We start from the raw sequence: 19,242 nt of genomic DNA on the forward strand, positions 1-19,242 counted from the left end.
GGTTAGTCCTTCACCATGCTCGACCAGCGGTTCCCGCCGCCGGCCGTCGTCACCGGCTGTGCCACTGACTCCTCAACCTGTTCCACGACCGGTTCGGGTACGAGAGCTGGCGCTGGCGTCGGTGCCGGTGGGTTCGAGCGCGCGGCTTCGAATGCTGCGATCTTCGCCGCGTACGGGCGGTCACTGATCGGGACTGTGCGGAGCAGGACCGCGCGGGAGCCGGAGCCGAGCATGATCGCCCGACCCTTGGGCATCGCGGCGAGATCCGCGACGGACAGGATGTCGTCGGTGGAGTCCTGGCGGCTCGTCGACCGGGAGTCCTTCTGCCTCGACGTCGACACCGACGTGTACCGGTACTGGCCCACAAGCTCGGAGAGCATCTTCAGGAAACCCTCCTCCTTCACGTTGCCGCCGTAAGTGAAGACGTTGGCCGTGGAGAACAGCTTCTTCATCCCTGACTCATCCCACACGTCGACGCCTTGAGACCAAGATTGTAGGAATGTAGAAATCACGATTCCTCGGGAGCCGTAGTGGCTGTACAGGTTTGGGAGATTCCCCCATCGGCACACGTTCGCGGCCTCATCGAGAACGCACAACATCGGAACAGCCAACCGGCCGCCCGGTTGGGTGGCCGCGTACTCCTCGGCCGCGGTGGCCGTGGCCACCGTCAGCGACGTCACCAAAGGTCCGGCAGTACCGGCGCCTTCCTTGGAGAGCGCGTAGAGAGTGTGCTTGCCCTTGATGAAGTCCTCGGGGATGAACTGCGGCCGAGGATCGTCCGGGCCCGCCGGGTTCACCCACGGCGCGATCTTCTCGTTCTTCAGGCACGTGGCCATCTGCCGGGCGGTGCCGTAGACACCCTCGCGCTGCTTGTCGGGAAGCGCCATGGTGGCACCGATCGAGTCGGCTTCCTTCAACCAGCCGGCCTCGAGCAACAGGACAGACGCTTCCGTTTCCTCGGCGTGTGAGAGCCACGAGTGGACCTGGCTTATCGGGCGTCCGCTGACAGCTGCAGCGAGGAGATAGCCGGCCAGGAGGTCCTTACCGGCGTTGTCGAAGTACGCGTCAGCTTTCGCTCCGACGGAGCGTGAGCCGAGGGCAAAGTTGTTGGCCATCTCCATGGCTCGCTCGGCGTCGGTGACGTAGCTGAGGGGGTTCCACCACCAGGTGGGCGTCTCGTTGGCGACGCTCTGCGGGTCGAAGATCCATACGTCGCCGTTCTCGGCGCGAATGTTGCGGGTGAGGTCGGTGAGGTCACGCTTGTTCGATGTCGCGATCACCGGACCCGGTGCCTCGATGATCGACGGTGCCGCCTGTGTCGTCGTCTTACCGGTACGGGTGCCCCAGATGTGCAGGAGAGTGTCCTCCCACGACGCATAGAGCGTGTTCCCGCCGCGCACCATCCGGCCGATCATTACGCCGGGGGTGGTATCGGAGGCTTCTATGCCGAATCGAGCGGCTTTGGCCTTGACCTGCTTCTCGGTGAACGGGGCAACGTCTTTCAGGGACGCCATCTTCACCGCAGCGCGGTCGTGCTTGACGATCTTCCGGCCTTTGCGGATGCTCATCACGATGTACAGCACGAACAGTGCCAGGAGCACGACGCCGGCGATGATCACCAGCGTTATCTCGGTGGACCGCCACGGCATGATGCCGGTGAAGTTCCCCAGCGATCGCGGCCAGAACCCGGTAGGGATGCCTTCGGGCCGGGGCGCGAGCTGGTGCCCGAGGGTGTTCAGCCCGTACAGGGCACCCGGGACGCCGACAAGGGCGACGATGAGGACGACCAGCAGGGCGGCCTCACCGCCGAGTCCGGCTTTGTGCTTGCGGTCCAGTGAGCTCACAGCTCGCCTCGTTCCTCTGCAGCGGTGCGCTTGGCCTTGTGCCACTTCTTCTCGGTGTCATGGACACGCGACCGGCGCTCTGTCGGGGTGAACTCCATTGAGAACGGGATGCCGGCCCGGGAGCCGACCTTGATGAAGAACTTCCCCTGCCCCGGTGGGGGCTGGGTAGTCCGGTCGTCGTTGTACCAAGCGGCGTTGTCGTCGTCCTCGAGCCACGCAGCCAGCTCATCATCCGTGAACGACTGATCGGTCCGCCGGAACACGTCATCGTTGGTGTACCGCATCGCGTCGTCGCCTGCCCGGTTCCAGGCGGGCGGGTCCTGCCATGCGGCGAGCTGTTCCTGCTCCCGGTTGCTCAACGGAACCGACTGGGTGAGCAACGGCATCTCCGAGCGGGCGAGACCGCCGAGGATCTTGATACCGCAGCGGTCCATAATGCCCTGTGCCTTATGCCGGTCCGCTTCATCCTTGACCGCTTTCAGGTCCGAAGGGGTGTGGGAGGCCATGATCTGCCCGACTCCCCATTCACGGTTCAGACGAGTGAGGGCGTTGACCTGATCCACGATGCCGGGACCGGCCGCGAGGGTGTTCCACAGCTCATCGAGGATCACCAGGAACCGCTGACGCTCGATCACGCCGTCGTCAGCAAGCATGTTCGACGTCGTGACGGTCCCAAACCCGGCAGACCAGCACGCCATGAGCGTCGCCGCCCGCAGGTCATTCTCGGCCTGCGCGATCCGGGAGAGGTCAAACGCCATCGGCGTCGTCGCGTCGATCTTATGAGTGGACTGCTTGGAGAACATGTCCCCGAACGCGCCGGCCCCGCAGAGCGAGTTTAGCGAGGACTCCAGGCCCTCGGTGATCGTGTCGTACCGCTCGTCGCTGCCACGATCCAGAGCAACCTCCCGCACCTGCGCCGGACGGCTTTTCAAAACGGCCCGCAGGTCATCCATGAGGGGAACGGTGCCCGCGGGGTTGTGCTCGGCCTCGAGGACCATCAGGCACCGGTCGAGGATCGACTCCTCACGCTCATCGAGCGGCTTCTTCCGCAGAATGGCAATGAGCGCCGCGACGAGGCCGCGACGTCGCGCGTGGAGCTCGGTGAGCAGTTCCTCCCGCTTCACAGGCGAGAGCCGGGTCGCCGCTTCCAGGGCGCCGGCATCATCGAGGGGGTTGATGTGCCCGATACCGCGTCCCAAGGGCAGGCCCTTACCGCCGAGCTTTTCGATCATGTCGATGTGCTCGCCCTTGATGTCCCCGAGAATCATCGGGTTTACCCCGAACGCGCACAAGCCGATCGCCATGCGGCGCAGCAGCGAGGACTTCCCCAAGCCGGGGTTCGCCATGACGAACGCGGACGGGTTGGAAATCAGGCGGACGTTCTGAAACCACGAAATCGGGTCACAGCACACCGGCTCGTTCGAGAGCAGGTTCCGACCCAGCGGCACACCCTCCAGGGGTGCGCCGCCGCCCATCGGGAACGGGTACAACCCGCAGACCTGATAGTTTGTACCGCGCATCTCCTTCACCGGGTGCAGCAGCTGCGCCTCACCCATCCCACGGCCCTTGAACCCACGGGGCCCCGGACGCATGGCGGCCTTCACCGCGGTGCTCCCTGTCCGCGCCTCCTTCGCACCCTTGCTGCCGCTCTTGCCCCGGCCCTTCGCCTTCGTCGGAGCGCTTGCCGACCGAGGGGTACCGAGCTTCGCGAGAACCTGCGCCCACGCGCCATGAGAAGCCTGCCCCGAGTTGAAGGAACCTGCGGCAGGGTTGAGTGCTGCCATCAGAGTGCGTCCCTTACAGTCTTGGGCAGTGCCAGGTGGTCGGGAATGACGATGCCCAGCGGCAAGCCGGCGGCGAAGGTCGAGTCCTGCGCCCCGTACGCCTCCTCGAGGCGGATACGAGCCGATGCGCCAAGGTTCTCGATCGCGGCCTCGGCTTCTGGCAGGTCATCCTTGTGGCGGACCGTCGCGGTGACGATCATCGCGAAGTTCAGCAGACCTGCTCCATCGGCTTCCTCCTCCGCCGTCGCTTTCGCCGCCCGTGTCTCGCGGCTGTCCCGCGATGTCGCACGGTTCCGCGAGGAAGCATTGAATGTGGCGGTGTTGACGTCGTTCTCGACCAGCTGCGCGGCGCGCGCCGGGTCGATGGGACGGTAGAGCATCGTCACGCGCTTACGGACGACCTCAGGGGTCGGCGCGACGAGGGACTGCAGCACGTTCGCCTGAATAGTGGAACGAGGAGGTACGGACATTGCCCAGGTCTTCGACCAGGCGTTGTTGTGGTGGTAGGTGTCCCAGTACGCGTCAGCGGCCTGCGGTCCCACCTCGTTCCAGTCCAGCATCGGTGCTTTGCCTTCGGCGTGGGCGCGGTCGAACAGGATTGCCTCGGCAGGGTCGTAGGCCACGCGGATAACTTCGCACAGTTCCTGCGCGGACAAAGGGGTCGAGACGCCGGCCCCGGTGTCACCCAGGCTCAGGGTTAGGTTCGGCAGCCGCGCCGCGAGGTCATTGGCGACCTCGTCGGCTTTGCGGATCTTCCCGCCGGGGCGCAGCGTGGCCTTGAACGTCACCGCGATGTACGCACGCGTGACCGTCGCACCGGTGGGCAGGGCCCGCACGGTCTCGTTCATGATGTCGCGGGCGAACGCCGGTGCGTTCGGGTCCATCCGGTTCTCGACCTTGCGGGCGAGCCGGAAACCGGAGTCCGGTGCGGTCTCGATCGTCGCGGACGCTGCGATCAGGCCGGGCTCATCGGTGAGCATGCCCAGCCAGTGCGACCAACGGTCGACCCAGCGGTTGATCTGCTCCTGGTCGACCATCCCGCCACCGTCCGGCTCGGAGCCGAGGACCACGGTGTAGTGGTTCTTCACCGGGATATGGAGCAGAGCGAAGGGGCGGCCGTAGCCGTCGGTGTGCTCGCTGATGGTCGAGCGAGCCGAGATACCAGGCAGCTGCGTCGACCCGGATGGAACGCGGCTGATAGGTCCCGCCCGGTACACGTTCGCGCCAGCGTAGCGGGCGTTCATCCACCCGAAGCGGCGCATGATGCGCTCGATCATCGTGCGGCCGTGCTTGTTCTTCTGCATCGACAACAGGATCAGCAGTCCAATCAGCAGTTCGAAGATCAGGGCCAGCATCCACTGACCGAGCATCATCAGGACCACGCCGACGACAACACCGAGGATCAGGATCACAGTGCCGGCCGTGGACAGCCCGGCCAGACCCTTGCTGGTCGGCAACCGGTAGTTGCCGTAGATGCGCGGTCGGACGTCGGGAGCCTTAGCTTCGGTTTGCGCCATCAGTGCGGTCCTCGTTCCCAGTGTTGTTCGAGACTTCCTTCTTCAACTGCTGCGCCTGCTTCTGGATCTGCGCAGCTCCCTGCCTCAGCGCAGCGCCCGCCGGTCCGGCACCACCAGAGGCACCCTTGGGGCCGGCTCCTCTCGCACCTGCTGGCCCTCCGGCTGTCTGGGGCGGAATAGCGCCCTGGCCGGAGGGCTTGGCCCCCGACTCCGCAGCGGACGGAGGTGGAGCTTTCGGGAGGCTGCTCGAGCCGCCCCGCCCACTGTCCTGCCCACTGCCTGATCCGCTGCCCGAACCGGCCTGAGCGCCTTCTTGGATAGCGCCTTGAACGGCTTCGCCACCCTTCTTGATCGATTGACCGGCGACTATGGCCGCGGCAACGGGCGGCGCGGCGGCAGCTGCCCCAGCAGCTGCACCGCCGCCGGCGGCCGCGCTGGCCCCAGCGCCTGCTGTACTGCCGACCCCAACGCTGGTGCTCGCAGCTGATCCAGTCGGGACTGCTTTCGAGCCGCCACCGGTCACATCTGCGCCCTTCGGTACGGCACCGTCACCACTACCGTCTCCGCCGCCCTTGGGAGCGGCTGATGGCTTCTCCGACTTCGCTGGAGGTCCCTGTGGGGGTGCCTGGCTACCGAATCCTTGGCCTCCACGCGGAGTGCGGGACGCACCCTGCGGGATCGCCGCACCCAGTGCGGCGAAGCCCATCGCAGCCCCACCACCACCGCCGCCGGAGGATGCCATGGCACCCAACGCGGGGCTGAGGAAACCGATGAGGACCGGCAGAGCGACAACAGACGCGAGGATCAGTATGAGGCCCGCCGAGAACTGCAGCAGAGCCTGACCGGAGAACAGACCGGAGGTCGTCATCTGGATACCGGTCGCGTAGATCAGTGCGGCAGCTGGCTTGTAGAAGGCGAAGGCGAGAGTCCACGCAATGATCTTGCTGAACCAGCTCTTACCGGTCTCGGTATTCATGAACGCCGCCGACAGGGGTAGGACACCAGCGATGAGGAACAGCATCGCCGTCCGCAGCACCATGAGCATGATCTGCACAATGTTCACCAGCACCGCGAGTAGGCCGCCGATGATGATGAGCATTTGATTGCCCATGAGAAAGATTGCGCTGGAGGCGCCGGTGTCTTCCATGCCCAGGAGCATCTGGACGTCAGCTTGAAAATCGTCCCCGACGCCGGCGTCGATGATCTGTTCCGCCAAAGCGTCGGTGGCTCCGAGGAGCACGTTGAGGAGGGCAACACCTGAGGCGGTGACGATGGCCAGCGTCAGCAGTCCTTTGAGGAGGTCCTGTGCCGGTTCGGCGCGCTGGGACCACACCATGCGAACGCCGGCGACGATCATGCTGATTGCCGCCAACGCGAGGGTCAGGTAGAAGGTCTGATCTTGGACGAAACCCACGGCCGGGGCCGACGATGCCGCCCGCCGAGGGACGATATAGCCAACGAGAGAGGTGGCTCCACCAACGAGGGCAGCCCCACTAAAGACGATGGTTGCGGTGTTCACCAGGCCCGCTCCGTCACCGCGGCGAGCATTCGTTACGAGGGTGATGCCGAGAAGAATGATGGCGATCGTGCTGACACCCAGTCCGATCCATGTCGCGTAACCGAGGATCGTTGCGACCTGGTCGTTGAACACACCACCAGCGGGAGCATCTGCGGAACCAGTCTGACCCGTTGTCAGGTCACCGGCATCGATGGTCGTCCACAGGGTGCCGAGCTGGGCGATCGTGGCGACAAGCGCCGCCTGAACCGCGTCGGCCATCGCCTCGATCGCGTTATCGGCGGCACCCGATATGGCGTTGCCTATGGCATTACCTGCTTTGCAGCCAAATGCCAAAGGTGCACAAGTTTCGTCAGCTATTTCAGCCACCCGTGGGCCCCCACAGCACATACCCTGAAAGGTCTGAGACTTGCCCATCTACAGGGCCACTGGAGCCATCGTCTTTGTACTTGGTGTACCAATCGCCGTTGGTCCACTGCATCACCACGGAGCTCGTGAAGTTGACCAACTCCGAACCGCTGTCAGTGGAGGCAACGATCTCTACCGTCGCTTTATCTCCCGTATAGGAAAGTAGGCGAAAGCCGGCGATTTCAATAGGGGGAGTTGTGCCACTGTCACTCAGCGAATCCTGAGCGCGTTCGACTGTGATGGCTTTGCCTGGCCCATCTACAGAGAGTGCGCTGACGGTTCGGAGATATAGCTCCGGGTCGCCACTGCTCGCAGCCTGACCGGCGGCAGCTAGCAGCGCGCCCTCGGGTGTGTGGGAGTAGCAGGAACGAACCCCTGTTTGCTCGTCAACTACACCCGGACCGTGCTTGGCTGACTTGGGTGCTGCGATGCCTCCGATGAACTCCCACTCAACGTCCTCGGGTGCAGAGGTGAGAGTGGTTCCGTCGGTGGTATCCAGGCCGCAGACAGATTCGTCCGATGACACCAGCGACGCGGATGGCGTTGGGGCAACCGCCTGAGTTTGGGCTGGTGGGGCAGCGTCGGATTCGTCGTCGTTGCCGACCCAGACGAAGAGGAGGATCCCGACGATGATGAGCAGCAGGATGGCGACCGCTGACATGAGGAAGCGGGGGGCGGCCCACCAGACGTTCTCGGCTTCTTCGGTTTCGGCCATGACTACTCCTGTAGGTAGGGCTGATTCTGCAGGGTGACTACGCTGTGCCGCCGCCGGAGATGAAGGTCAGCAATGAGGCCCCGCCTGAGATGAGTGCGACGGCGAGAACGATCTTGATGATCCCGCCAATTTCCTGCGTGCTTTCACCTCTATGGGAGTCAAAGGCCATCTTGCCGCCGACGACCAGAAGGCCGAGGACGCAGATACCGAGGGCGATCCACTTACCGACACCGACCATACGGTTCCAAGATTCACCGATACCGGGAGGGGCCAGCGGCCCGCTGTCGGGCAGGGTGTTCGCATTGATCATGACGTCCTGCGCAAGGAGGAGCAGCTGCATGGTTCTAATTCCTTCCAGAATTAAGGTTGTCGATGACCTCACTGAGACTGGTGAGGACTTTCCTTGGCTCGCGGGCCAGCGACTCAGGGTCGACTGTGCCTCCGAGCCGAAGCTCTTCTATCCACGGCAGCGTCCACGTCTGTGGGACACCGCCGGCAGTGATACGGGTCAGGTTATGCAGGGCCCTCGGCAGCTTGCCGGGCGCGTCAGCGATCACGACGAGGCCGCGCAGTGTGATGGTCGGATGTGAGCCGGCGGCCCAGTCGCGAGCGGCGAGTTGAGCGGCTTTCAGTCCCCGGTGGTTCTGACGAGCGACGAGGAATACATCAGCGGGAGAGATGGTCGGATCGGCATCTGAGCGGGAGGGCCATCGATGATGGCAGGGTATGCCGCCCAACAGGTCCGCCATGGTGTTCTCGCCGGATCCGCCGTGCACACCAAGCCAGAAAACCTCGGGATTGTCGCTGATAAACCGGGCCATGCCCTCGCCTGCAGCGAGCCCAAGCAGGCCCTGCTGCGGACCAGCAACACCGCGTAGAACCTCAACGGCGTCCCGAATTTCGGTTTCCGTCACGACCGGTGCCTCGACGGGCTCCTGCGTGACGAAGTCACCCCAACGATTGCTCATTTAGCTATGCCCCCAACGGCTTCCCATAGACTCGACTCCGATCATAGTAACTCAATTAGTGAACAGTCAGGGTGTTATGTCAACTGAAGTGAACCATAGTGAAAGAATCGGCAAGCTGGTGTATGGTTTCCTGCATGGGGAATGGAGTGGTCATTTTGTCTAGAGCACTCGATGTGCTTTTCGCTGACCTGCCTGCGCGACTCAGTGTCGAACAGCTCACTGACGTTCTTGGTCTCTCGGACAAGACAGTGACGTATCGGTGGCTGCGCGAGGGGCGGATACCTGCAATCAGGCTCGGCGGAACATGGCTCATCTTTCGCGACGACATCAAGGACCACCTCGAGGCGCACTACAACACGCCTGGCCCCAGCTCTGTACCGGAACCAGGTACAGAAGATGAAAAACCAGAGGATCTTGAGGGGACATGATGACGACGGAAGCGCTGGCCAGACCTGTATGCACGGCAACCATCGGTGATGACGACACAGTGAGCGTCACGGTCGATGGAGTCGACCAGACATTCGGCTCCATGCCGGAAGCGATCGACTTCTTCGCGGGAACGGCCGGTGATCTTGGCCGCCCCGTCAAAATCACCGCATACGACTCGTCCTCGGCCACGCAGCCGGAAACCCACCTCATCGTCAACGAAGACGGTTCCGTCGACGCAGACACCAGCGTGCCCGTGAAGAAGCGGCCCGCACGCCGCACCACGCCCCGACCCGCGAAGGCAGCAGCAAGCCAGCCCGAGCGCCCTGCCACGGCCGACGCGGCCGCCCCCTCCGTGGTCGAGAACCCCCTAAATGAAGCTCAGCTTCAAGCAGCGGAGACACAGGCATCAGACGAGGCGGCTCAGCCCTCCGTCGAGCAGTCACCCGTTGCTCCCTCAACGACGTCCAATCCCTCTCCTGAGCCTGTCCCGGTACCACAGGTCGAACAGTCCGGACCCACCACTGTTCAGGTCGAGCCCGGAGACGAGCGGATCAAGCCGCGCCCCGAGGTGAAGGCCGAAAAAACTGCAGCGCCGGCCCGTAAAGGCTTCCGGGGCTGGTTGAACGCCACCTTCAAGGCGAACCTCGCCGCGTCCCCTGCAGAGCAGGCGGACCGTGAGCGCCGCGCACGCATCCAGCGACCACTGGAGACCCACTGCACCGTGGCCGTCGTCCAGCTCAAGGGAGGAGCGACAAAGACCACCGTCGCCTACCACCTGGCCGCGACCTACGGTCGGATCCGCGGAGGCAACATCCTCGCCGGTGAGTTCAACGAGAACCAAGGCACCCTCGGTGAGCGAGCCCTCGCAGGCTCACACGACCGCACCACACTGGACCTGATCCGGAACCTCGGTACCGTCACCAGACGCACCAGCGACCTCGTGCGCTACATTCGGCCGCAGGGCGACGACAGAATCCACGTCCTCGCCTCCCCGCCCGAAGGTGCTGACCGCCGCCGCGTCGACGGCACCTCCGTGAAAGCCGCGCACGACGTGCTGGCCTCGCTGTACAACTTGATCCTGCTCGACACCGGAAACTCAGCCCAAGCATCGACCTGGCAGGCCGCAGTCGACGTCGCTGACTCGCTCGTGTTCGTCGCCCAAAACAAGGCCGATGATTTCCGTCTCCTCGAGGCGACCATCGAGGGCGTCAAAGCCCAAGGCCACACTGACAAGTTCACCCGCTCGATCCTGGTCATCACCAACACCGCGCAGCCCAACGGCGAACGCCTCGACCAGCTCAAGAAGTACGGGGAAAGCATCGGCCTCGCGGCCGTCGTTGTCGTACCGTTCGACCGGTCCCTGCAGGAGGGTCAGGACTTCGACTACGAAGCCCTCAACCCCGCCACACGCCGGGCCTACGAGGAAGCGACCGCAGCCCTCACCGACCAGCTCTAGACGCACCAGTCAGTTCCACGTCCGGTCTCAGATTCAGTCTCAGTTTCAGGTCTAGCGCAGGGGTTAGGAAGGCATGGCAGGGGGGAAAGTTATCGGGTGCGGTATCGCCGCCCTCACCGTCGTGCCTCTCGGCGCGGTCGTGGCCATGACCCTGCTTGTCGCCGGCATCGCCGAGGACGAGGAAGCCGCGCAGCTCGAACGAGCATCCTGCACCGTGTCCGAGGACACCCGTGCGAAGCCAGGAGCCCTGCAGTCGGTCCCCAACGACTGGGGGCCTCTAGTGGAGGCGGCAGCGAAAGAGGCCGGACTTCCTGCCAGCGTCGTCGCCGCCCAGCTGAACCAAGAGTCCGGGTGGAATGAGAATGCCACCAGCCCCGTCGGGGCCCAGGGCGTCGCCCAATTCATGCCAGCGACGTGGGCGGCCTACGGCAACGGTGGTGACCCGTTCTCCGCAAAGGACGCCATCCCCGCCTACGGGCGGTACATGGCCGCGCTGAAGAAGGAAGTGCAAGTAATCGCAGGCAGTGATGCGAACCTGCTCGTGCAGCTCACCCTCGCCGCGTACAACGCCGGTCCGGGAGCCGTGCAGCAGTACAGGGGAGTTCCCCCGTACCAAGAGACGCAGAAGTACGTCAGCGTGATCCTGGACTCCGCGCAGAGCGGGTTCTCGATGAACTGCAAGGCACCTACCGGCGGCAAGTCCTGGGACGGCGACCTCGGAGACGGCGAATGGACTACTCCCCTACCCGGAGGCGTCTTCACCTCCGGCTATGGCAAGCGGAACGTGCCGGGACTACCAGCGTGGGCGCAGGACCACGTCGGGTTGGATATTTCGAGCCCCGGTGCCGGGTCCAGTAGTGGTGGACCCGTTATCGCACCCACCGACCTTCGGATCACCGGCTTCAACGATAAGGACGGGTGCGTGATCACCAAGGAAGACGGCGACGACCCCGACTTCGGGTTCGCGTTCTGCCACCTCAGCTCCTACTCAGTGAAGGAAGGCGACAGGCTCAAGCGCGGAGATGTCATTGGCACCGAGGGCAACAGGGCCAGCCTTGGCAATGTTCCTACACATCTACATTTCGAGATTTATACACCCGAAGCCCCCGACGTCACCTACCCGTACGAAGGCTTCAACATCGACCCCGAACCGATCCTCAAAGAGAAAGGCGCGTGGCCATCATCATGACCTCGACACCCACGCACCACCGACCCGTACGCAGGCACCTCTCCCGCCACGCAGCGGCCGCGCTGTGCCTAGCCCTGCCTCTGACGCTCTCAGCAGTCGCCTGCAGCAACAACGAGGGCCAAGCCGGTTCGACGCCCGAGCCGACGTCCACGACCCTCTACGAGGGCTCCTACACAACGGCGGCCGCCGAGGACATGATCGGCAACGGCACCTTCACCACGCCGGCCGATGCCGACCGGACCGACGTCGAGTCCACAGCCGAGGTCGCCGCCCTCATGCTGCACTCATGGGACACCACCATCGACACCACTCAGACCGCAGCAGCCATCCGGGCGATCCCGCTGATGAGCAACGAATGGGCGACCAACCAGGTCGAGCCTGAACGCAACGGCGCACAAAGCGAATGGCTGGAACCCGCCGAACATCAGGCTTACAGCGCACCCTCGATCGTCCCCGCCCCCGGCGACGTTTCCCAGGACGTCGCTGCAGACAAGGCCATCCGTGCCTACGACGTCAGCTGGCGCTGGATCAGTCGAGACGGAACCGACCTCCCTACCACCGGACGGCAGATCGTCACGATCTACCTCGAGAAGCACGACGGCCAGTGGAATGTCGTCGGCCACCAGTTCCAGGACATGCACTCATGAGTGGTGGGCGGCAAGAAAAAAACGGCGACACGCCGCACCAATCCCACTTAACGAAATCAGATTCAGGTTTGATCTGTCTTACAGGTTCAACTGGAAGAGGGATCATGGCACAGCGCAGCAAAGGTGAACGCCACGTCATTACGGCGCGACTGCCGATGAGCGATGCCAGGAAGCTTGCTGCCATCGTTGCAGCTACTGATGAAAGCCGGAGCGACCTGGTCGCTCGACTTGTTCATAGCTACCTCGAAACCATTGACCTCGACGAGCTTACGAGCCAGGAGGCACCACCTCTCTCCCACGCTTCATAAAAAAGAGGCCCGCCGAAGCGAGCCTCTTCATATCAAGTTGTCCAAGCTCCACACCGCCAGATCCGCCAAGATTCCCGGTGAAGAGCTCCGTTGGTTGCGTCCTTCTCAGGTCGCTTCCTTTCTCGAAAGTGTACCCGAGTGCTCGACGCTCCTCTAGCTCTTTCTGTCACGCCACGCCGTGACGATCCCCACCACACAGCGTGGGTGCTTGCTCCGTTAATCGCGGGCCAACCCTTTTATCGGTGCGGTCGGTGGGTGCAGGGCCGTTTTCAGTACCCGCGGCCAGCTACTCCCCTGCCTATTACGAGGACGACCCCGACGAGGCCGGCGGCTGTCATGCTGCACGACGCTGACGGCACAGTCCGCACACTGTGCCTGGACCTCGACACGTCCAAAGCCCGGAAGATCGTCGTCGATGACGACGCCAGGCGCCTCGGAGACCTCCTACGCGCAGCTGGTATCGCCTATGTCGAGGACGAATCCCCCAGTGGCGGCCGGCACCTGTACGTGCCTTTGCAGGAACCCCTGATCGCGTCCGAGGCCCGCCAGCTCGTGGAAGCTCTCGGGCAGCGTGCTGCCAGTCTTGATCCGAGCCCGCACCAGAACGTCGTCCACGGGTGCATCCGCGTCCCTGGATCCGCCCATAAGGCCGGCGGCCATCAGAGCCTCATCACACCGCTGACCGAGGCGTATGGCATCCTCACCCGCCGCAACCCCGCAACCGCTGTAGCCGCGCTCAGGAAAGCGCTGGCTCCGGAGCTGTACCGGGCGGAGCAGGACCGCCGCCGCGCCCAAGCTCGTGCAGCGGCCGCGACCAGCGCAGCCCGACCAGGTGCAGGACACGAGAGAGCCCCTATGGGGCGGGAGGATTCGCCGCTGCGCGTGGTGGCCCGTACCGGGGTCTACGACACCACCCGATACACCAGCGACTCAGAGGCCCGCATGGCGGTCCTGAACCACCTCGCGGCCTGCCAGTGGAGCGTTGATCAGGTCCGCACCAGCATCACCGGATGCGCCGGAACCCAGGCCGCACACACGGGCCTGGCCGCCCTGTACGGGGCCAAAGCAGATCGGCTCCTGCCGATCGAGTGGGCCAAGGCCCAAGCCTTCACCGGCACCGGCACCGGCAACACCAGCGCCGCCGTGAAAAGCCCCTCCCAGCGTGCAGGGGTAAGGAAAGCGCATAACTACAACACAAGCCCTACTTCCCTCACGGGGGGCAGCCCTAAAGCCGATCCCGCCTCAAGTCAGCAGTCGATCCATCAGCTCGTGAACGATCTGGAAAACATCCTCTACGCAGTCCTCGATCACAGACTCCAAACCCTCGGGCGGGTGAGCATCAGTCTGCGGTTCCTCATCCGAGCCGTCTTTGCTTACATGCGCACTAACCAGACCACGCTCTTGGACGTCGGGTGCCGGTCCTTCGCCGTCGCCCTGGGCAAAGACCACGTCACCATCGCCCGTCTCCTGCCGATGTTGGAGGCCGCCTCAGCTGGGATCCTCACCCGGGTCGATCGCGGGCGCGGTCGCACCGCCGACACCTACGCCATCCAGCTCCCGGCCGAGTTCGAGTCTCTGGCCCGCGAACTGACCTGGCGGAAAGGCAAGATCCACGCCATTCGGCCCGTCTTCCGGGTCCTGGGAGATGTCGCAGCGCTCACCTATGAGGCCATTGAGCGTGGCCGCCGCTCCCCCACTACCGCGGACCTTGTTCGGTCCACCGGGATCAGCCGCCGTGCCCTGACCGACCACCTGGCGCGCATGGAAGCCCTGGGCATGATCCGCCGGCACAGGGACCGATGGCAGATCGTGGCCACCACCAACCTCGCCCACCTCGCAGACCGCCTTGGGGCCACCGCAGACCGACAAGCCCAAATCAACCGGTACCGCCGGCAACGAGCCGCCTGGCACGCCTGGCTCGACCGACACCTGACACCCCAGCTCGATGAGCACGAACTCTACGACCCAGAGGTGGACGAATACTGGCTCCCACCCCTCGAACACGAGCACGAGCTCCAACACTCCCTCTGGCATCCAGCCCGCACCGCAGCCTGACCCAGCACGAGCACAGACCCTCGTGCCCGGCACACCGTGCTGTGATCAACTGATTCTCGCTACGCCGGTCATCAGCTCAATCCCCCCGCTGCGACCGGCGTAACCCCACACCCCGCCTTTCGTCTATCCAAGCTCGGTCGGTTCGGCTGGACACGCCTCCTGCCCACCTGATGCACGGCACAAGCCCCCGGCGCTTCGCTGCTTGTCCCGCACACACCTGGACAGCAGGAGCCCAAAGGACCGCCTGCACACAACCATCGGCACTCACCTATCGCCCGGTATCTCGCCTCGAGCGCCACGACGGCCGTGCACAGGCTCTTTTCAGGTGTTGGACCGGTTCTCAACCAGGAGCTGCCGGCGTGTGCACTGTGCGGGGCGCACCCACGCCTCACGAGCCCGCGAGAACTCCACCCACTGCGCGTACACAGCATCCCGGGTCCATGCCATCGCAAAACCCTTCGCTATCTGCCTCCCGCCGTCTGGATACTCCAGCTCCACCCACAAAGCCGGCGCTTTCCCCGGCTCCGTCACCGGGCCCTCCGGCGCCACCAGCTGCAGCGGCGGCACATACCGGTCCGCGCTCGGAGGAATCCCATGCCAACCAGGACGAGGAGAAGAACCCATGCCCCGCACCGTAACCGGCTTCCCCGACAGTCAGGACTTACGAGTCGTGATCCCTGTGAATCACGACTAGGGAACAGCCCTCGGGTACTAAGAGGCATTAATTCTTCCCGTTTTCCTAGGCCACTCCCCTGGTACTCCCATGGTCCAGCTCAGCGCTTCCGACCACACCCCTACTACCCATCGGCACAACCTCACGGCGTATCTCAAGCGGAGGTGCTCAGTACCAAGCCAGAAGCGGGGGCACTTGTACTACACCAAAACCACACTAGAACCACATCAGTACTGAACCAGTACCGATGTAGTACTAGACTCGTACCATGATTCTTCTAGTTGCTCATACCAAGGGTGGTGTCGGAAAGTCCACGCTGACAATCAACCTTGCCGTCGAACTACAGCGCCGAGGTGCTGACGTGATTCTCGTGGAAGCCGATCCTACTGTGCACACCGTGAGCAACTGGGCGCGTGATCGCGAAGAAAATGGGCACCCACCGATCCAGGCCGTACAGAAAACCGGCAACCTCCGTTCCTCGCTCCTCGACCTCGCGGCACGGTACGACTACGTCATCGTGGACGTCCCAGGCAAGGACAGCAAGGAAATGCGTACCGCCATGACCGCAGCGAACGTACTCCTGATGCCCGTAGTCCCGTATCAGGCAGAGCTAGACACGACAGAAAGCGTCGTCGCCACCCTCACCGAGGCTAAAGACTTCAACCCCGAGGTCAAAGCACTTGCTGTTCTCAACATGGCACCCACAAACACTGGGGCCAACGATGTGAGAGACGCACGGGAGTACCTGTCCGACTACCCGGAAGTAGCGGTAGCACGCACCGTCGTTCACCAGCGCAAAGCGTTCCGAAATGCTCTGTCACAGGGCCTCGGTGTGGTCGAAATGCGCGACCCCAAGGCCAAGGCAGAGATCCAACTACTCATCCAGGAGATCGCAACGTGGCACTGAACCGACGAGCGCGGCAATCGCCAGCAGCCGATGAACGAGAAATTGAAGCATTTGCCGAACGGGCAGAGCTTCCCAAAACGGAGCGGCAAGCCTCCATGCCGGATACCCCGGTGACTGATTGGAGGAGCCGTAACAAGGAGCCGAAGACGACAGGCCTCAACTTCCGGCTTAGCAAGAGCCAATCAGCACTGCTGCAGCGAGCAGCCGCCGAAGAGGACATCAGTCAGCAAAAAGTTCTGGAGCGCATCATCTGGCCCCTGCTTGAGGATAAGTACGGCACTGGTGCGCAGTAGTTGAAGGTGTGTCGCCGATAAATCAAGCTAATACCAGTACTGTACTAGTGTAGTACTAAAACAGTACTACACTAGTACCACACCGGTACAGTACGAATACGGTACTGTACCGGTGTGGTACTAACTTCCCTAGAATTCGATGAGGGCATCAAAGGCTGTCGTCAAGAACATCCTGGTCGTGAGCCGGACTAGGGGTGGCGACGTCATCCAGCCGACGGAGGATGCGTGCCTGACGGTTATTAGTAGTCGTAGTAGTATTCCTACTATTACTACTACTTGAGGGAGACGCGCATGGCGGAGAATGCTGTTCCGATCACATCATCAATCCCTGGCACGTCTGTGGGTGTGGGGGCTTCGGCGAAGGAGCGGGTGTATGCCGCGGCGGAGACGATCAGTGCTGAGCGGCCTGCGACGGTGTCCAGCGTGCGGGAAGCTGCGGGGGTCAGTAACGCCGACGCGACCCGGTATTTGAAGACGTGGCGGGAGGAGAAGGCAGCCGCGGGCTCTCGCATCGCTGCGACGCCGCAGCCTGTGCTGGAGCAGGCCGCGAGACTGGCTGGTTCTGTGTGGGCCGAGGCCGTCGCCCTGGCCACAGAGCAGCACGCCGCTGTGGAAGCCCGCTGGGTGAAGGACAGTCAGGACAAGGACACTGAGCTGGCAGAACTCGTCGCGGACCTGGACCGGATCACCACCGAGCACACCACCGCCACCGAAGCCCTGACAGCTGAACTCGCCCTGGCCTCCGATCGGGTCACCGCCGCAGAGTCCCGGGCATCCCAGGCAGAGGAAGCCGCCGAGGCTATTCGCACCGAGATCAGCACTCTCACCAGCGACCTCGCCGCGGCTCGGGCACGCGCGGAGACCCTGCAGCACGCTCACGACGCCCTGATTCAACGCATCACCCCGGAGGACCCGAAGAAGAAGTAGCCCCGCGAGCCGCACAGCTAGGAACCCCTAGCATCGCCGGGGTGCGACGCCTACGAAGACGGCACCGACATACCATGACGTGCCTCGCCCGTGCGGCTGAGCATGTGGTCCCGGGTGATGCGGAACACTAGGCCGTTTGGGGCCGGCACGCTAGGAACGCCCAATACACGAACCGGTAGCCGGGGCTACCGTCAGGAGCCTTCATGGTCCTGATCTGGACTATCCACACCACAGCTGCGCGTGTCGGCTCTCATCGCTGTCAGGCGCTATGGTCCTGTACTCAAAGACTGTGATGCTGACCGGGGGTGCACTCGAAACAGTGACTGCTCGATGACCCGGAAGCTGCTGGGTCGTATCGCGTCAGCGGATCGGGTGCCAGCCACCGCTCACTGCGAACGAGGGAGGGTCACTGGTGCGCTTCGATGAGTTGATCCTCCCCGAGCACGAGTACCCCCGCCGTGTGTGTGAGAGCAGGGGAGAGTGGTTGCTGTTCTACTCCCGCGGTGTACCGGTGGAGAGGATCGCTGCCTGGTGCAGGGCCGATACCGCCACGGTGCGCCGGGTCATCCGTCGGGAAGCGACCCGGAATCCTGGCTGGTTCGCCCGTCGCTGGTTCGTCCACGACCAGCCAGCCTTACCCTCTGACCGGAGGCGGGGGAGGCGGAGTTGGGATCAGGTGTGGTGGGAGCACTACACCGACCTCGTCGCCTACGTTGAGGCCCATGGTGGGTTACCGGCCCAGAACGACAGCACCGTGGCCCGGGTGCTGTACCGGTGGATTGAGAATCAGCGCCGGGTGTTCGATGCAGGCAAACTCGTCGCCGAGAAGATCGCGGCCCTGGACAGGGTGGGGGAGTGGGTCGGTACTCGGAAGGGCAACCCGGAGGAGTTGTGGGCGCGGCGCCTCGAGGAGCTACGACTGTTCCGGGCCGAGCGGGGCCGGTTTCCCCGTCATGAGAAGGCGCGGTACCCGGAGGAGAAGGTCCTCGCGGTGTGGCTCGGCAGGCAACGCACCTGGCACCGCAAAGGCAGGCTCCGCCCCGACAGACTCCAACTCCTCGAGGAGGTCGTGTCCGGGTGGAACGAGACGATCCTGGGAAGAGCGCGGTCAGTGGAACAGTGACGAGTGAGCAGGCTGGGCGGCAGGTGCCTGCCACTGACCTTAAGGGAGTGTTAGTGGGCTGCGTTGTAGGCGTCGACGATGGACTGGGAGACCCGGCCCCTCGAGCTGGTGGTGTGTCCGTTGTCCTGGGCCCATTGGCGGATCCGCTGCGTCTCTTCGCGCTTGGCTCTACCCGACGCAGACCCCGAAGAGGAGGCGGGGGACTTGTTGCCCTGCCCGCGCCGGCCGCTGGCTTTCCGGCCCTTGTCCGCGTACTCGGTGAGAGTGGCACGGAGCTTGTCCGCGTTCTCGGTGGTCAGGTCGATCTCGTACTCGGTGCCATCGACACCGAACCGGACGGTTTCCTGGGCCACGTCACCGGTGAGGTCATCGACCAATTCAACCTGTACACGCTGCGCCATATTCTGGCTCTTCAAGAAGCAGAGTGTAGGTCCGTCCGCGATGTCTTGAGACTTCAGGTGGAAGGGTCCGTGAGGGTGCGAG

At 63.7% G+C, this 19,242-nt stretch carries 18 protein-coding genes; 10 read left to right on the forward strand and 8 right to left on the reverse strand.

Annotated features, from left to right (window positions below):
- Nucleotides 1–2 precede the first annotated feature (2 nt).
- Genes Q0747_RS13275 through Q0747_RS13305 form a run of 7 tightly spaced genes read right to left on the reverse strand, consistent with a single transcriptional unit; the run spans nucleotide 3 to nucleotide 8,752 of the window.
- A complete protein-coding gene (locus tag Q0747_RS13275; protein ID WP_298255423.1) occupies nucleotides 3–1,844 on the reverse strand; it encodes a type IV secretory system conjugative DNA transfer family protein in 1,842 nt (613 codons plus the stop codon).
- Nucleotides 1,841–3,628 (reverse strand): ATP/GTP-binding protein, encoded by a 1,788-nt coding sequence (locus Q0747_RS13280; RefSeq protein ID WP_298255425.1) that lies wholly within the window; start codon nucleotides 3,626–3,628, stop codon nucleotides 1,841–1,843. The genes Q0747_RS13275 and Q0747_RS13280 overlap by 4 nt, the downstream gene beginning before the upstream one ends.
- Nucleotides 3,628–5,145: an SCO6880 family protein gene (locus Q0747_RS13285; protein WP_298255427.1), complete on the reverse strand. Its 1,518-nt coding sequence runs from the start codon at nucleotides 5,143–5,145 to the stop codon at nucleotides 3,628–3,630. Before Q0747_RS13285 ends, Q0747_RS13280 begins: the two co-directional genes overlap by 1 nt.
- Nucleotides 5,126–7,030 carry a hypothetical protein gene (locus Q0747_RS13290; RefSeq protein WP_298255429.1) on the reverse strand — a complete coding sequence of 635 codons (1,905 nt, stop codon included), beginning with the start codon at nucleotides 7,028–7,030 and terminating at the stop codon, nucleotides 5,126–5,128. Before Q0747_RS13290 ends, Q0747_RS13285 begins: the two co-directional genes overlap by 20 nt.
- The gene (locus Q0747_RS13295) at nucleotides 7,023–7,784 is read right to left on the reverse strand and encodes a hypothetical protein (RefSeq protein WP_298255431.1); all 762 of its coding nucleotides are present in this window, start codon (nucleotides 7,782–7,784) and stop codon (nucleotides 7,023–7,025) included. Before Q0747_RS13295 ends, Q0747_RS13290 begins: the two co-directional genes overlap by 8 nt.
- Nucleotides 7,785–7,821: 37 nt before the next feature.
- Entirely contained in the window at nucleotides 7,822–8,124 is a 303-nt protein-coding gene (locus Q0747_RS13300) for a hypothetical protein (RefSeq protein ID WP_298255433.1), read from the reverse strand.
- A 4-nt stretch (nucleotides 8,125–8,128) separates the two neighbouring features.
- A complete protein-coding gene (locus tag Q0747_RS13305) occupies nucleotides 8,129–8,752 on the reverse strand; it encodes a DUF6668 family protein (RefSeq protein ID WP_298255435.1) in 624 nt (207 codons plus the stop codon).
- A 134-nt stretch (nucleotides 8,753–8,886) separates the two neighbouring features.
- Between Q0747_RS13305 and Q0747_RS13310 the strand changes: the two genes are divergently transcribed.
- The 10 genes from Q0747_RS13310 to Q0747_RS13355 all read left to right on the forward strand — a co-directional run bounded on the left by Q0747_RS13310 (nucleotide 8,887) and on the right by Q0747_RS13355 (nucleotide 18,759).
- The gene (locus tag Q0747_RS13310) at nucleotides 8,887–9,180 is read left to right on the forward strand and encodes a helix-turn-helix domain-containing protein (RefSeq protein ID WP_298255437.1); all 294 of its coding nucleotides are present in this window, start codon (nucleotides 8,887–8,889) and stop codon (nucleotides 9,178–9,180) included.
- Nucleotides 9,177–10,637 carry a hypothetical protein gene (locus tag Q0747_RS13315; RefSeq protein ID WP_298255439.1) on the forward strand — a complete coding sequence of 487 codons (1,461 nt, stop codon included), beginning with the start codon at nucleotides 9,177–9,179 and terminating at the stop codon, nucleotides 10,635–10,637. Before Q0747_RS13310 ends, Q0747_RS13315 begins: the two co-directional genes overlap by 4 nt.
- Before the next feature lie 73 nt (nucleotides 10,638–10,710).
- Nucleotides 10,711–11,826: a transglycosylase SLT domain-containing protein gene (locus tag Q0747_RS13320; RefSeq protein WP_298255441.1), complete on the forward strand. Its 1,116-nt coding sequence runs from the start codon at nucleotides 10,711–10,713 to the stop codon at nucleotides 11,824–11,826.
- The gene (locus tag Q0747_RS13325; RefSeq protein WP_298255443.1) at nucleotides 11,811–12,473 is read left to right on the forward strand and encodes a hypothetical protein; all 663 of its coding nucleotides are present in this window, start codon (nucleotides 11,811–11,813) and stop codon (nucleotides 12,471–12,473) included. Before Q0747_RS13320 ends, Q0747_RS13325 begins: the two co-directional genes overlap by 16 nt.
- Before the next feature lie 104 nt (nucleotides 12,474–12,577).
- Complete coding sequence (locus tag Q0747_RS13330; RefSeq protein ID WP_298255445.1) at nucleotides 12,578–12,781, forward strand: hypothetical protein; 204 nt, start codon at nucleotides 12,578–12,580, stop codon at nucleotides 12,779–12,781.
- A 336-nt stretch (nucleotides 12,782–13,117) separates the two neighbouring features.
- A complete protein-coding gene (locus tag Q0747_RS13335) occupies nucleotides 13,118–14,836 on the forward strand; it encodes a winged helix-turn-helix domain-containing protein (RefSeq protein WP_298255447.1) in 1,719 nt (572 codons plus the stop codon).
- Nucleotides 14,837–15,777: 941 nt separating this feature from the next.
- The gene (locus Q0747_RS13340) at nucleotides 15,778–16,416 is read left to right on the forward strand and encodes an AAA family ATPase (protein ID WP_298255449.1); all 639 of its coding nucleotides are present in this window, start codon (nucleotides 15,778–15,780) and stop codon (nucleotides 16,414–16,416) included.
- Nucleotides 16,407–16,709 carry a hypothetical protein gene (locus Q0747_RS13345; RefSeq protein ID WP_298255450.1) on the forward strand — a complete coding sequence of 101 codons (303 nt, stop codon included), beginning with the start codon at nucleotides 16,407–16,409 and terminating at the stop codon, nucleotides 16,707–16,709. The genes Q0747_RS13340 and Q0747_RS13345 overlap by 10 nt, the downstream gene beginning before the upstream one ends.
- Before the next feature lie 291 nt (nucleotides 16,710–17,000).
- The gene (locus Q0747_RS13350) at nucleotides 17,001–17,636 is read left to right on the forward strand and encodes a DNA-binding protein (protein ID WP_298255451.1); all 636 of its coding nucleotides are present in this window, start codon (nucleotides 17,001–17,003) and stop codon (nucleotides 17,634–17,636) included.
- A gap of 412 nt (nucleotides 17,637–18,048) precedes the next feature.
- Entirely contained in the window at nucleotides 18,049–18,759 is a 711-nt protein-coding gene (locus Q0747_RS13355; protein ID WP_298255453.1) for a helicase associated domain-containing protein, read from the forward strand.
- A 50-nt stretch (nucleotides 18,760–18,809) separates the two neighbouring features.
- On the opposite strand, the gene Q0747_RS13360 is transcribed toward Q0747_RS13355, so the two are convergent.
- Nucleotides 18,810–19,160 carry an Lsr2 family protein gene (locus Q0747_RS13360; RefSeq protein ID WP_298255455.1) on the reverse strand — a complete coding sequence of 117 codons (351 nt, stop codon included), beginning with the start codon at nucleotides 19,158–19,160 and terminating at the stop codon, nucleotides 18,810–18,812.
- Nucleotides 19,161–19,242: the final 82 nt, after the last annotated feature.

Origin of the sequence: uncultured Arthrobacter sp. (assembly GCF_947493765.1) — a bacterium.
In the GTDB taxonomy this organism is placed as follows: Bacteria; Actinomycetota; Actinomycetes; order Actinomycetales; family Micrococcaceae; genus Arthrobacter_D.